Origin of the sequence: Pseudomonas fluorescens (genome assembly GCF_004683905.1) — a bacterium.
Taxonomy (GTDB): Bacteria; Pseudomonadota; Gammaproteobacteria; order Pseudomonadales; family Pseudomonadaceae; genus Aquipseudomonas; species Aquipseudomonas putida_A.
The window spans coordinates 4,752,783-4,766,423 of the sequence record NZ_CP038438.1 but is presented as its reverse complement, the minus strand read 5'-3'; the positions used below and the strand labels follow the sequence as shown (position 1 = coordinate 4,766,423).

12 protein-coding genes are annotated in these 13,641 nt (G+C 61.4%); 7 read left to right on the top strand and 5 right to left on the bottom strand.

What is annotated here, in order from left to right; translation table 11 throughout:
* Positions 1-90: 90 nt before the first annotated feature.
* Complete coding sequence (locus tag E4T63_RS21925) at positions 91-945, top strand: ATPase (RefSeq protein ID WP_135296452.1); 855 nt, start codon at positions 91-93, stop codon at positions 943-945.
* Positions 946-1,175: 230 nt separating this feature from the next.
* The gene (locus E4T63_RS21920) at positions 1,176-2,024 is read left to right on the top strand and encodes a cache domain-containing protein (protein WP_096795121.1); all 849 of its coding nucleotides are present in this window, start codon (positions 1,176-1,178) and stop codon (positions 2,022-2,024) included.
* A gap of 121 nt (positions 2,025-2,145) precedes the next feature.
* Here E4T63_RS21920 and E4T63_RS21915 read toward each other — a convergent pair whose 3' ends face one another.
* Positions 2,146-3,663, bottom strand: a complete 1,518-nt coding sequence (locus E4T63_RS21915) for an MDR family MFS transporter (protein WP_134787213.1) — start codon at positions 3,661-3,663, stop codon at positions 2,146-2,148.
* 79 nt (positions 3,664-3,742) lie between these two features.
* Complete coding sequence (gene pobA, locus E4T63_RS21910) at positions 3,743-4,936, bottom strand: 4-hydroxybenzoate 3-monooxygenase (RefSeq protein ID WP_135296451.1); 1,194 nt, start codon at positions 4,934-4,936, stop codon at positions 3,743-3,745.
* Between the two features lie 177 nt (positions 4,937-5,113).
* On the opposite strand from pobA, the gene E4T63_RS21905 reads away from it, so the two are divergent.
* Positions 5,114-5,998 (top strand): helix-turn-helix domain-containing protein, encoded by an 885-nt coding sequence (locus tag E4T63_RS21905; RefSeq protein ID WP_007964041.1) that lies wholly within the window; start codon positions 5,114-5,116, stop codon positions 5,996-5,998.
* 136 nt (positions 5,999-6,134) lie between these two features.
* On the opposite strand, the gene E4T63_RS28575 is transcribed toward E4T63_RS21905, so the two are convergent.
* Both E4T63_RS28575 and E4T63_RS21895 read right to left on the bottom strand, forming a co-directional pair.
* Positions 6,135-6,311, bottom strand: a complete 177-nt coding sequence (locus tag E4T63_RS28575; protein ID WP_007964044.1) for a hypothetical protein — start codon at positions 6,309-6,311, stop codon at positions 6,135-6,137.
* 200 nt (positions 6,312-6,511) lie between these two features.
* A complete protein-coding gene (locus E4T63_RS21895) occupies positions 6,512-7,417 on the bottom strand; it encodes a LysR family transcriptional regulator (protein ID WP_209318218.1) in 906 nt (301 codons plus the stop codon).
* A gap of 114 nt (positions 7,418-7,531) precedes the next feature.
* On the opposite strand from E4T63_RS21895, the gene E4T63_RS21890 reads away from it, so the two are divergent.
* Positions 7,532-8,410, top strand: a complete 879-nt coding sequence (locus E4T63_RS21890; protein ID WP_135296450.1) for an MBL fold metallo-hydrolase — start codon at positions 7,532-7,534, stop codon at positions 8,408-8,410.
* Between the two features lie 220 nt (positions 8,411-8,630).
* Positions 8,631-9,245 carry an NAD(P)-dependent oxidoreductase gene (locus E4T63_RS21885; RefSeq protein ID WP_098965321.1) on the top strand — a complete coding sequence of 205 codons (615 nt, stop codon included), beginning with the start codon at positions 8,631-8,633 and terminating at the stop codon, positions 9,243-9,245.
* Positions 9,246-9,369: 124 nt separating this feature from the next.
* Here the strand turns inward: E4T63_RS21885 and E4T63_RS21880 are convergent, their stop codons facing one another.
* A complete protein-coding gene (locus tag E4T63_RS21880) occupies positions 9,370-10,251 on the bottom strand; it encodes a LysR substrate-binding domain-containing protein (RefSeq protein WP_027612487.1) in 882 nt (293 codons plus the stop codon).
* 229 nt (positions 10,252-10,480) lie between these two features.
* Here E4T63_RS21880 and E4T63_RS21875 point away from each other — a divergent pair, with 229 nt between their 5' ends.
* Both E4T63_RS21875 and E4T63_RS21870 read left to right on the top strand, forming a co-directional pair.
* Positions 10,481-12,118 (top strand): 5-guanidino-2-oxopentanoate decarboxylase, encoded by a 1,638-nt coding sequence (locus tag E4T63_RS21875; protein ID WP_135296449.1) that lies wholly within the window; start codon positions 10,481-10,483, stop codon positions 12,116-12,118.
* Positions 12,115-13,566, top strand: coding sequence for an aldehyde dehydrogenase family protein (locus tag E4T63_RS21870; protein ID WP_135296448.1), 1,452 nt, complete (start codon positions 12,115-12,117; stop codon positions 13,564-13,566). The genes E4T63_RS21875 and E4T63_RS21870 overlap by 4 nt, the downstream gene beginning before the upstream one ends.
* The last annotated feature ends 75 nt before the right edge of the window (positions 13,567-13,641 follow it).

The following is a 13,641-nucleotide window of genomic DNA, read 5'->3' as shown; positions in this document are numbered from 1 at the left end:
CGCACTGCCGCTTGAGGGTCAATCCCTGCGGCTGCGGCGGTTATACTTCGCAGCATTTAGCCATCACCGCGTTCCACAAAGGTTGCCTCAATGTCCATGCGTAACGATGCCAACGACGATTTCGACGATGTACCGAGCCTGCGGGCCGACACCTTTGACGACGATGACATTCCGCCCTCCGCCCGCACCTCGGTGCACTCGCGCACGCCGCCGATGGTCAAGGTCAAGGCCGCGAGTACCGGGCCGCTGTGGGCACTGGTCGGCGCGCTGTTCTTCGCCTTCATCGGTCTGGCCTGGTGGAGCTTCCAGCAGATTTCGCTGATGGAGCAGCAATTGGTCGCGACCCAGGAAAGCTTTGCACGCATCAGCGAGGAAGCGGCAGGGCGCCTGCAGGACATTTCCGGCAAAGTCGTCGCCAGCCAGAGCAACGTCAACAGCGACAGCGAAGCCTTGAAGCTGCAGATCAAACAGCTGGAAACCCAGTTGCTGGATCAGAGCAAACAGCAGCAAGGCGTGGTCGGTCAGGCCAGCGATCTGGACAAGCGTCTGGCGCAGATGACCGCGCAGACCACCGAACAACAGAACGCCAATACCCAGTTGCAGGCTCAGGTCAAAGCCTTGAGTGCCGAACTGGCGGCGCTGAAAAGCACACCGGCCGACACTGGCAAGGTCGATGCGCAGCTCAAGAGTTATGACGCTCAACTGAAAAGCCTCGGCGCTGATATCACCGCGCTGAAAAAGCAAGGCAATCCGAGCGCGGCGATCGAGCGTCTGGAGCAGGAAATCGTCGTTCTCAAGAGTGAGCAGGACAACCGTCCGGCCGCTGCGCAGGGTGGCGGCAATACCGCCGAGTTCGACGCATTCCGCGGGCAGATGACCCGCAACCTCAACACCCTGCAGGCGCAGATCCAGAACCTGCAGCAGCAGATCAATGCCCGGCCATAGGGCCTGATGAACTGTAGCCAGGGATCTTTGTGGTGAGGGGATTCATCCCCGATGGGGCTGCGCAGCAGCTCCCAAACCATCAGCTCGGTGTGTCAGAAAATATGTGTTCTCTCCATCAGGGCTGCTGCGCAGCCCATCGGGGATAAATCCCCTCGCTACAGGATTCGGCGCTCCGTCCGACCCCAAGCCGTCTACGCTCTTGAAACACCAACAAGAACGAGGGATGCGTTATGGGGTTTTTGCATAAAGTGGCGTGGCTCGGGGTGATGCTTTTTGTGGGGGCAGGGCAGGTCAACGCCGCCACCGCGCAGAAGGACGACAGCAAGGCCGCCATTGCGCTGCTGGAAAAGGCGCTGGCCTATTACCACGACAATGGCGACAAGGCCTTCGCCGCGTTCAGCCGTCAGGGCGAGTTCGTCGACAAGGATCGCTACGTGTTCGTGGTCGACACCAAAGGCGTGATGCTCGCCAGCGGCGGGCCGTCCTCAGCCTTGATCGGCCGTGACGTCAGCGAAGTGCTTGCGCCGGATTTGCAGAAAGCCTTCAAGGACGCCTTGCTGGTGCCGGAAGGCAACGGCATTCAACAGGCCGAATACCGCTGGCAGAACTGGGCCGACGGCAAGGTCGAGCGCAAACATGTGTATTACCAGCGCATCGGTCAGCGGATTCTGGCCGTCGGTTATTACCTGCCGCGTGCTTCAGCCGAGCAGGCCAAGGCACTTCTCGACAAGGCTGCTACCGATCTGGGGAAAAACGAGAAGGGCACCCTGACGGCCATCAACTCGCTCAAGGGCGGTTATCTGCAGGATGACCTGTATGTGTTCGTGGTCGATCTGGACACCCAACGCTACGTTGCCCACGGCACCAACCTGCGGTTGATCAACACCGATTTCAGCAAGATCAAGGACCCGGAAGGCAAACCGGTGGGCGAGCCGATTCTGGCGCTGATCGCCAAGCAGGATGACGGCGAATACGAATACCGCTGGAAAAACCCGGTGACCGGCAAGGTCGAGGACAAGCATGCCTACCTGAAGAAGGTCGGACATTTTCTGGTGGCGGTGGGTTACTACAGCCCCTGAGTGAACTGCCTTTGTAGGAGTGAGCCTGCTCGCGATGAAGGTGTGTCATTCAACAATAATGTCGACTGACACACCCTCATCGCGAGCAGGCTCACTCCTACAGGGGATCAAGGTGTTGCTGTTATTTGGCGCCGTGCTCGCGCCCGCGCAGCAGGTTGTTCGGCATCGCAATCGCGGCCGCCAGCCCCAGCAATGACACCGCCGTACTCACCCACAGCAAATGCCGGAACGTCACCGAAAGCTCGGCGCGCAAGGCGTTCTGGGCATCGCCCGGCGCGGCGTTCAGACCGTCGAGCAACACGTTGCCCGAATGCCCCTCGCTGATCAGCGAGTTGCTCGCCAGGTGGGCAAAACTCGAATCCTGCAACAACGCCAGCAACAGCGCCGACATCAACGCCACACCCACCGCGCCGCCCAGCGAGCGGAACAGGTTGGTGGTGCTGGTGGCGACGCCGATGTCGCGTTGCTCCACCGAGTTCTGCGTACCCACCAGTGAAGTCGGGAACTGCATGCCGCCGGCAATCCCGCTGAGCAGCATGAACAGGCTGCTGACCAGCGTCGCATCGGGTGGGCTGAACGCCATGCCGAGAATCGAGATCGGCATCAGCAGCGCGCCGGTCAGAATCTGTGGTTTGTAGCGACCGGTCACCGAAGTACGGCGTCCGGCGAAGTAAGCGCCAATCGGCAGCCCCATCGCCAGCGGCAGCAAGTGCAACGCCGCCGCATCGGCCCCGGCGCCGGTGACGCTCTGAAAGCGCAGCGGCATCAGCACGATCAGCGAGATCGCCTGAAAACTGGTGAAGAAAATCGTGCACCAGCACAGCAACGCGTTGCGGTTGGTGAACAAGTGCATCGGCAGCAGCGGCTCACGCGCCCGGCGTTCATGCCAGACGAACACAGCCAGCACCGCTACCGCACAGGCGAACAAGCCAAGCACTTCGCTGCTGCGCCACGAATGGCCCTGACCGACCTGAGTGATGGCCAGCAGCAGGGCGGTCAAACCGATGATCATCAACAGCGTGCCGAGGTAGTCGATGATCGGTTTGCGCTGCGGAATCGGCAGCCCGCGCAGATTGCGATTGGCAACCCACCAGGCGCCCAGTCCCAGTGGCAGATTGATCAGGAACACCCAGCGCCACGACAGGTATTCGGTCATGTAGCCGCCGAGCACTGGCCCGGCGACGCTGGCCACCGCGTACATGCTGCTGAAGTAGCCCTGATAACGCCCACGTTCGCGCGGCGGAACGATGTCGCCGATGATTGCCTGACTGACCGAAATCATTCCGCCGGCACCGATGCCCTGGAGAATCCGCGCCAGCACCAGTTGTTCCATGCTTTGCGCCATGCCGCAGAACAGCGAGGCGAGGGTGAACAGGCCCATGCCGAACAGCATCAGTTTGCGTCGCCCGTACAAATCGCCGAGTTTGCCGTAGATCGGCACCGCCACGGTCATTGCCACCATGTACCCGGAAATCACCCAGGCCAGCAGGCTGACGTCCTTGAACTGTGCGGAGATGGCGGGCATCGAGACGGCGACGATGGTCTGGTCCAGCGCGCCGAGAAAAATCGCCATCATTAACGCGACCAGCACGCTGCGAATGGCCGGTTTGGGCGTTTCAGGGTGATTGAGATTGGTCACGGGCGAGCCTGCGGGCAGTGATGGACCCGCACGGCCATTGCGCACGGGTGGATGCTCGCCAGTGTAAGTCGGTAGCAGGCTATTCGATAGCCTCGTACGGAAGTCCGACGTAATTTTCTGCAATGGTTTTTCGACCGGCTTCTGAACTGACGAAGTAGTCCAGTTCCGAGGCGCTGATGCGCTGGCTGAAATCGTCGTGCTCGTCGAAGCGGTGCAGCATCGAGGTCATCCACCAGGAGAAACGTTCGGCTTTCCATACCCGGCGCAGGCAGATCTCCGAGTATTTCTCCAGCAGATCGGTGCGCCCTTCGCGATAAACCTTCAGCAGAATGTTGAACAGCGTACTGACATCGCTGGCGGCCAGGTTCAGGCCCTTGGCGCCGGTGGGCGGTACAATGTGCGCGGCATCGCCGAGGAGAAACATCCGTCCGTACTGCATCGGCTCGACGACAAAACTGCGCAGCGGCGCGATGCTTTTTTCAATCGACGGGCCAGTCACCAGTTTCTCGGCAAGCGCGGCGGGCAGACGGGTTTTCAGCTCAGCCCAAAAGCGCTCGTCGGACCAGTCGGCAACGTTCTCCTCGGCCGGCACTTGCAGGTAATAACGGGTACGGGTGGCCGAACGCATGCTGCACAGGGCGAAGCCGCGTTCGTGCCGGGCGTAGACCAGCTCTTCGTGCACTGGCGGGGTGTCAGCGAGAATCCCCAGCCAGCCGAACGGATAGACCCGCTCGAAGATCTTCAGGCAGGCCTCGGGAATCGACTGCCGGGCCACGCCGTGAAAACCATCACAACCGGCGATGTAATCGCAATCGACGCGCCAGGTTTCGCCATCCTTTTCGAAGGTGACAAAGGCCTCGTCGCTTTTCATGCCGTGAGGAACGACATGGCTCACTTCATAAAACGACAGTGCGCCAGCCTCCCGACGAGCGGCCATCAGGTCGCGCGTGATTTCGGTCTGACCGTAAACCATGACGGTTTTGCCGCCGGTCAAAGCCTGCAGATCGATGTGTGCCAGACGCCCATCCAGTGCCAGATCGAAGCCGGCGTGCACCAGCCCTTCGGCATCCATGCGCGCGCCTACGCCGGCCTGGCGCAACAGCTCTACCATGCCTTGTTCAAGCACACCGGCGCGAATCCGCCCGAGTACGTAATCGGGTGTCTGGCGTTCGACAATCAGGGTGTCGATGCCGGCGTTGTGCAGCAACTGACCGAGGAGCAATCCGGACGGACCGGCGCCAATGATGGCGACTTGGGTTTTCAGCGTTTTCATTGTTTTTATGACTCGCAAGCTTCACGCGACAGGCGCCGGTGAATGATTTTTATGGATCGAGTGCTTGCATTTTTCCCTTGCGGGTCTGTCAATTGAAGGTGAAAACTGAGCCGATACCTGTACATTTTGCCAATCGGTGCGATTATCGCCCGCAACCTCGAGGCCTGGATTGAAGTGATGAACAAGCCTGACCTGCCTTCGATTCCGGTGTTCAAGCTCTACGGTGAAAGCCTGGACTGGCCGACCCCTGACTTGCTGCACTGTGAAACCATTTCCAAACGCAGCCGCGAACATCAATGGGAAATCAAACCCCACCGCCACGCCGATTTGTGCCAGTTGCTCTTCGTCTTCAAAGGTCAGGCAGAGCTTGAAATCGAAGGTCAACGCACGCAGCTCAACCAACCCGCGATTCAAGTCCTGCCACCGTTGTCGGTGCATGGCTTTCGCTTTTCCGAAGACGTCGAAGGATTCGTCGTCACCCTCGCCAATCCGCTGATCAATCACCTGCAGGCGCAACTGGGCAGTTCGGTGCACGCACTGGCCCAGGCCGAGCACTACCCGGCGGGCAAGGACGCGGAGTACCTGAACAGTCTGTTTTCAGCGTTGCAGGCCGAGTACAACGGCCATCAACCCGCGCGGGAAATGCTCATGCATTCGCTGGTCAGCGTGATCATGGTCTGGGTCAGCCGTCAGGCGCTCGTGCGCCATAACGCCAGCCAGCGGCCGCAACGCCAGCGCGAATACCTCAACGGGTTCATTCAATTGGTGGAGGAGACTTACCGCCAGCATGTGAAGGTCGAAGACCTCGCCCATCGCCTGGGGATTTCGGTGTCACACCTCAATGGCACCTGCCGCGAACTGGCAGGGCAGCCGGCGCTGCAGATCATGCACGAACGCCAGTTGCTGGAAGCCAAACGTTTGCTGACCTACACCAGCATGACCATTTACGAGATGTCGGAGTTGTTGGGATTTTCCGATCCGACCAACTTCACGCGCTTGTTCCGGCGCAGGGTGGGCATTTCGCCAAAGGCGTTTCGTGACCGGCTGAAGGCCGAGCAGTGATCCTGTAAACCTGGCGATATCCTGTGGGAGGGGGCTTGCTCCCGAAAGCGGTGTATCAGTGTGCATCAATGCTGAATGGCACACCGCATTCGGGAGCAAGCCCCCTCCCACAGGATTGCATGCCAGCTCAGATCATTCAGCGCAGCGCATTAAGCGTCGCATTGTGCGGAATACAGCGCTCGAAATTGCAGCTGGCGTATTCGCGCGGCAGTTGTCGCAGTTGCTCGACCCGCCAGGCCGCGGTGCCGTACAGCGCCAGCGTGGCAGCGCAGGTGATGAAAATCGCGAAGTACCTTCTTGTTCTGATGTTCATGGCGTAGACCTCTGAACGCATACCCTGCGGTATTACTTTCAGCATAGGTCAGCGGCATAGAGTTGCCAGCCACGGATTCGGCCTATGTGACATCCCCCTGTGGGAGCGGGCTTGCTCGCGAAGGCGTGGTGTCAGTCGATGAGAATCCAGACTGATACACCGCCTTCGCGAGCAAGCCCGCTCCCACAGGGGCATCGGATTTACAGGCCCATATCCCATTCGGGATTTTCCGGGAATCGTTCGACGAGAAAATCCAGCATGCTGCGCAACGCCGCCGGCATATGCTTGCGTGACGCATACACCGCGTAGATGTTCATCTGCCGTGGCTCGGCACCCGGCAGCAGGCGCACCAGTTCCCCGGCATGCACATGCACCCCGGCCTGATAGGTCGGCAGCATCGCCACGCCCGCACCGGCCAGGGTTGCGCGCAATAGAGTGCTGGCCTCGTTGGCGCTGATGTTGCCCTGCACCGGCACCGACACGGGCTCGCCGTCCTCCTCGAAATGCCACAGGCTCTTGCCGAAGTAGGAGTGGGTGAGGCAGTTGTGTCGGCTCAGGTCCTCGACCCGTTGCGGTGGCGGGTTGTCGCGCAAATAAGCCGGTGCGGCGCAGACCACCGAGCGGCACACGGTCAGGCGCCGGGCGATCAGGTTCGGATCGAGGTCATTGCTGGTGCGGATCGCCAGATCGATGCGTTCATCCACCAGATTCACCGTGCGGTCGAGCATCTGCAGGTCGATGCTGACCCCGGGGTAACGTTTGACGTACGCCGCCATGGCATCGGCCAGTTGCGCCTGACCGAACGACGTACTGACACTGATGCGCAGCAGTCCGCGCGGTGCCTCGTCGGGTTCGCTGACGGCGGCCTGCATGTCGGTCGAGAGTTCGAGCATCTGCCGACAGCGCGGCAGGATTTCGCTGCCGGCGGCAGTCAGGCTCAACTTGCGCGTGGTGCGGTGCATCAGGCGCGCGCCGACCCAGTCTTCCAGCTCCGCCAGATAGCGCGACACCACTGGCCGTGACAGGTCCAGATGATCGGCTGCCGCCGACTGGCTGCCCAGATCGACCACTGTGACAAACACCCGCATTGCTTGAAGACGATCCATGATTTGCCCGCTTTCAGAAACAAACTATGTCCAAGCATCGCATTTTTTGTACCGAGTCAGGCAACTAAGCTCTGTCCCATCGCCAAACACGGCATTCGGACCACGGAGCAACAGATGATCGGCTTCACTACCCTCAAGCGCGTTTTACTGGCCACCGCCACCCTCGGTTTCGCGGCCCACGCCGCTGCCGCCAATCTGACCCTGGATGTCTACAACCCGGGCACCAATGCGATCTTCCCGGTGACTTCGGTGCTGGTCAGCGGCGAGAAAGACGCGATTCTGGTCGATGCACAATTCGGCAAGGCCCAGGCCGAGCAGGTGGTGGAGAAGATCCGCGCCAGCGGCAAGCACCTGACCACCATTTACATCAGCCACGGTGACCCGGATTACTACTTCGGCCTCGACACCCTGACCCAGGCCTTCCCCGACGCCGAAGTGCTGGCCTCGCAGCCGACCGTGGACCACATCAACAAAACCGTCGCCGGCAAACTCGCCTTCTGGGGCCCGAAAATGGGCGCCGACGTACCGGCCAAAACCATCGTGCCGGGCGTGCTCAAGGGCGACAGCCTGATGCTCGAAGGGCAGAAGTTGCAGGTGGTCGGTCTTGAAGGCAAACAACCGGATCGCAGCTTCGTGTGGATTCCGTCGCTCAAGGCTGTGGTCGGTGGCGTCGTGGTCGCCGAGAACATTCATGTGTGGATGGCCGATACCCAGACCGCGCAATCCCACGCCGACTGGCTGCAAACCCTGCACTCGATCGAAACCCTGAAGCCGAAAACCGTGGTGCCGGGTCACTACCTGGGCGAGAGCAGCCGCTCTTTGGCCAGCGTGAAATTCACCGCCGACTACATTAAGGCTTTCGATGAAGAAACCGCCAAGGCCAAGGATTCCGCCGCACTGATCAAGGCCATGCAGAAGCGCTACCCGAAACTCGGCGAAGAAAGTTCGCTGGAACTGAGCGCCAAAGTCGCCAAGGGCGAGATGAAGTGGTAACCCGATTGATCTGAAACAGAGGTCGAGAGGACTTTTGTGGCGAGGGAGCTTGCTCCCGCCCGCCTGCGCAGCAGGCGCAAAACCTGCCAATACGTTGTATCTGAAACAGGCGGGGAGTGTTTCGCCCTCCAGCGGGAGCAAGCTCCCTCGCCACAGGGAATACCGCTTCAAGATTAGATTTATGCCGTCGTTGAAACTCTCAAGCCAACTGGAGAATGTCATGAGCAAGATCGCAATCATTGGTGCCACCGGCCGTGCCGGTAGCCAACTGCTGGAAGAAGCCCTGCGTCGCGGGCATAGCGTCACTGCCATCGCCCGCGACACCTCGAAGATCGGCTCGCGTGCCGGTGTGGTCAGCAAGAATGTCGATGTGCTGGATTCGGCGGCGCTGCAAGCCGCAGTCGCCGGTCACGACGTGGTGATCAGCGCCGCGCACTTCGCCACGGTACCGGCCAGTGCTCTGGTCGGCCCGGTGAAGCAGGCGGGTGTGAAGCGTCTGCTGGTGGTTGGCGGTGCCGGTTCGCTGTTGCTGCCGGACGACACCCGAGTGATCGACAGCGCCGGTTTCCCCGCTGAGTACAAAACCGAGGCCAGCGCTGGCGCGGCGTTTCTTGATGCCTTGCGTCAGGAGAAGGATCTGGACTGGACTTTCCTCTCGCCATCGGCAGAGTTCGTCGAAGGTGAGCGCACCGGTACCTTCCGCGTTGGCAAGGACCATTTGCTGTTCAGTGCTGAAGGTCGCAGCTGGATCACCTTCGCCGATTACGCGATTGCGCTGATTGACGAAGTGGAAACGCCGAAGCATTCGCGTCAGCGGTTTACGGTCGGGTATTAAGCAACGACGCAGACCAAATGTGGGAGCGGGCTTGCTCGCGAAGGCGGTGTGTCAGCGACATTTGAAGTGATTGACACACTGCATTCGCGAGCAAGCCCGCTCCCACAGGAGGGATCTGTGTACTTCAGCGGGTATGCGCCTGTTCCACCAGCCAGATCATCAATTCCTCCAATTGCGGCGACGCCTCGCCGCCTTGTGGCATCACCACGTAGTAGCCCAGCCCCGTCTTCACCTTCAGATCAAACGGCATCACCAGCCGTCCGGCGCGCAGGTCATCGCCGATCAGCGACCAGTCGCCAATCGCCACACCCGTCCCATGCGACGCCATCGACATCGCCTGATCCAGCGTCTCGAAATGTTGCCCCATGTTGACGTTGCTCAACTGCAATTCGGCGGCGGTCAGCCACACCGTCCAGTCCTGGGTGTCGCGGGTCGGATGCAGCAGCAGATGCTGTTGCAGATCGGCCGGTTCGCTCAGCGCCGGTGGGCCTTTCAATAATGCTGGCGAGCAGACCGGTGTCAGTTGCTCATCGAACAGATGCAGCGCGGTCGAGGAGTTGTCCGGCGGCGTGCCGTAGATCACCGCCGCATCGAATTGCTCGCGCTGGAAGTCGACGCCATGGGCCAGCGTGGTGGTCAGTTTGACCGGCACGTCCGGGCGTTCCTTTTGCCATTGCAGCAGGCGCGGCACCAGCCAGCGCATCACGCAGCTGGGCGCCTTGAGTTGCAGGGTTTGCCGCTTGCGACCGATCTGCTCGGTGGCCTCGCTGATCAGGCCGAAGATCTTTTCCACCCGTGGCAGCCATTCGCGTCCTTCGGCGGTCAGCTCCAGGCCTCGGGCCAGACGGATGAACAACTCATACCCCAGATGAGCTTCCAGCCCGGCAATCTGCCGGCTCACCGCGCCCTGAGTGATGTGCAACTGCTCGGCCGCCCGGGTGAAGTTGCAGCACTGCGCAGTAATCAGAAACGTGTGCAGGGCGGGCAGGGGAGGCAGTCGTTTCATGTGGATCCAAGGTATGACGTGAGGACATGGCTAGTATGACTTTTAATCGATTGTTGCCGCTACCTGCCGCCCGTTCAATGAGCTCATCGAAGGGCCCTTTGTAGGAGTGAGCCTGCTCGCGATAGCGGTGTGTCAGTCACCGTAATGTTGAATGTGAAGACGCCATCGCGAGCAGGCTCACTCCTACACAAAGGCCTTGTGTCTCAAACGAACAAGAAGGGCAATCGACATGGCGACGTGTGGCGAAGTACTGGTCAAGTTACTCGAGGATTACGGGGTCGAGCAGGTGTTCGGTATTCCCGGGGTGCACACCGTGGAACTGTATCGCGGGCTGGCCCGTTCGAGCATCAACCACGTCACTCCACGGCACGAGCAGGGCGCCGGATTCATGGCTGACGGCTATGCGCGCACCAGCGGCAAACCGGGTGTGTGCTTTATCATCACCGGCCCGGGCATGACCAACATCACCACCGCGATGGGCCAGGCCTACGCCGACTCGATCCCGATGCTGGTGATCTCCAGCGTGCAGACCCGCAGCCAGTTGGGTGGCGGTCGCGGCAAGCTCCACGAGTTGCCGAACCAGAGCGCGCTGGTCGGCGGCGTCGCGGCGTTCTCCCACACCCTGATGTCGGCGGCGGAATTGCCCGGCGTGCTGGCCCGTGCTTTCGCACTGTTTCAGGCCGGGCGTCCGCGTCCGGTGCACATCGAGATTCCGCTGGATGTTTTGGTAGAAGAGGCTGATGAGCTGCTCGCCAGCGTTCCGGTGCACATCGACCGCGCCGGGGCTGCACCAGCAGCCGTACGGCGCATGAGCGAGTTGCTGGCCGGCGCTCGGCGTCCGTTGATCCTCGCCGGTGGCGGCGCCATCGATGCCGCCGCCGAACTCACCGAACTGGCCGAGTTGCTCGACGCCCCGGTGGCGCTGACCATCAACGCCAAAGGCATGTTGCCCTCCAGCCATCCGCTGCTGATCGGCTCGACACAAAGCCTGGTCGCCACTCGCGCACTGGTGGCCGATGCCGACGTGGTGCTGGCGATCGGTACCGAACTGGCCGAAACCGATTACGACGTGACCTTCGCCGGCGGCTTTGAAATCCCCGGCAAGTTGCTGCGCATCGACATCGACGCCGATCAGACCGTGCGCAACTATCCGCCGCACGTGGCCTTGGTCGCCGACTCGCGCAACGCTGCACAAGCGCTGCTCGGCGCACTGTCGCAGCAGGCGCTGGCCGAGCGGCGCAATGATTGGGGTCAGGTGCGGGCAGCGCGTCTGCGCGATGAACTGGCCGCGACCTGGGATGCGCCAACCCTGGCCCAGACCCGTTTTCTGGAAACCGTGCTGCACGAATTGCCGGACGCAGTATTCGTCGGCGACTCCACACAACCGGTGTACACCGGTAACCTCACCTTCAACCCGGAGCGACCACGGCGCTGGTTCAACTCGTCCACCGGTTACGGCACCCTCGGTTACGCCTTGCCGGCGGCGATTGGCGCGTGGCTTGGCGGCAGCGTCGAGGGCGGCGCTCGTCCACCCGTGGTGTGCCTGATCGGCGACGGTGGCTTGCAGTTCACCCTGCCGGAACTGGCCAGCGCGGTTGAAGCGCGCACGCCGGTGATCATCCTGCTGTGGAATAACCAGGGCTACGAAGAGATCAAAAAATACATGGTCAACCGCGCCATCGAACCGGTCGGCGTCGACATCTACACCCCGGACTTCATCGGCGTTGCCAACGCGTTGGGGTGCGCCGCCGAAGCGATCAGCTCGGTCGAACAACTGCGCGGCGCGCTGCGTGCCGCCACTGATCGTCAGGGCCCGACCCTGATCGAAATCGACCAGAACCAATGGATGCAGGCGGTGGCCCGATGATCAATTTCCCAACCACACTCGATGGCCTGTACATCAATGGCCAATGGTCGGCCGGTCGCGAGCATTTGCGGGTGATCAATCCGGCGACCGAAGCGCTGCTGACCACGGTCAATGGCGGCGATGAAAGCGCGGTCGATCTGGCCGTCAGCGCGGCCACTGAAGCGTTCAAGCACTGGTCGAAAACCAGCGGTGCCGAGCGCGGTGCGATCCTGCGCAACATCGCCAACGGCGTGCGCAACGGTCGCGACCACCTGATGAAGTTGCAGTCGAGCAACAACGGCAAACCGCAATTCGAAGCGGCGATCGACGTCGATGATGTGATCGCCACGTTCGAGTATTACGCCGAATTGGCCGAAGGCCTCGACGCACAACTCGACAGCAACGTGGCGCTGCCCAGCGATGACTTCAGCGCGCGTCTGCGTCGTGAACCGTGCGGTGTGGTCGGGCTGATCGTGCCGTGGAATTTCCCGATGGTCACCACCGCGTGGAAGCTCGCCCCGGCCTTGGCCGCCGGTTGCTGCGTGGTGCTCAAACCGTCGGAAGTCACGCCGCTGCCGGAGCTGGAACTGGCGGCGATCATTGCCGAGTCCGGCTTGCCCGACGGTGTGTTCAACCTGGTTTGCGGCACCGGTCTGGCGGTCGGTGCACCGCTGTCGGCGGACCCGCGCATCGCCAAGATTTCCTTCACCGGCAGCAATGCCGTCGGCGTGCAGGTGATGCAGCGCGCCGCCGAAACGGTGAAGGGCGTGAGCCTGGAACTGGGCGGCAAATCTTCGCTGCTGGTGCTTGAAGATGCCGATTTGGAACTGGCGGTGGAACTGGCCTGCGGCGGCGGTTTCTTCAACGCCGGGCAAATGTGTTCGGCCACCAGCCGGGTGCTGGTCGCCGATGAGCTGGCCGATGAGTTTCTTGAGCGTCTGCAAAAGCGCGCACAAGCGATTCGCGTGGCCGATCCGTTCGACCCGGACGTGGAGATGGGCGCGCTGGTCAATCAGGCGCAATACCAGCGCGTGCTCGGCCACATCGACCGCGGTTTGAGTGCCGGGGCGAAGCTGGTGTGCGGCGGCAATCGTCCGGCGCATCTGCCGCGCGGCTATTTTTTGCAGCCGACGGTGTTCACCGATGTGCCCCTCGACAGTGCGTTGTGGTGTGAAGAGATTTTCGGCCCGGTGCTCTGCGTGCGCAGTTTCAGCAGCGAAGCCGAGGCGATTGCCCTGGCCAACGACAGCCAGTTCGGGCTGGTCGCCAGTGTGGTGACGCGTAACGCCGAGACTGCCGACCGCGTCGCCAACGCCCTGCAGGCGGGGCTTGTATGGCTCAACGCGCCGCAAGTGATCTTCCCGCAGACGGCGTGGGGCGGCTACAAGCAGAGCAGCATCGGCCGTGAATTGGGGCCGTGGGGCCTGGCCGCGTTTCAGGAAATCAAACACGTGATCCGGGCGCTCTGAACGCCCGAAAACGGTGAGTGCATGCCTCGCAACGAGGCATGCGTCGGTGTCATGGCTTCGATGAGTTTTTATCGA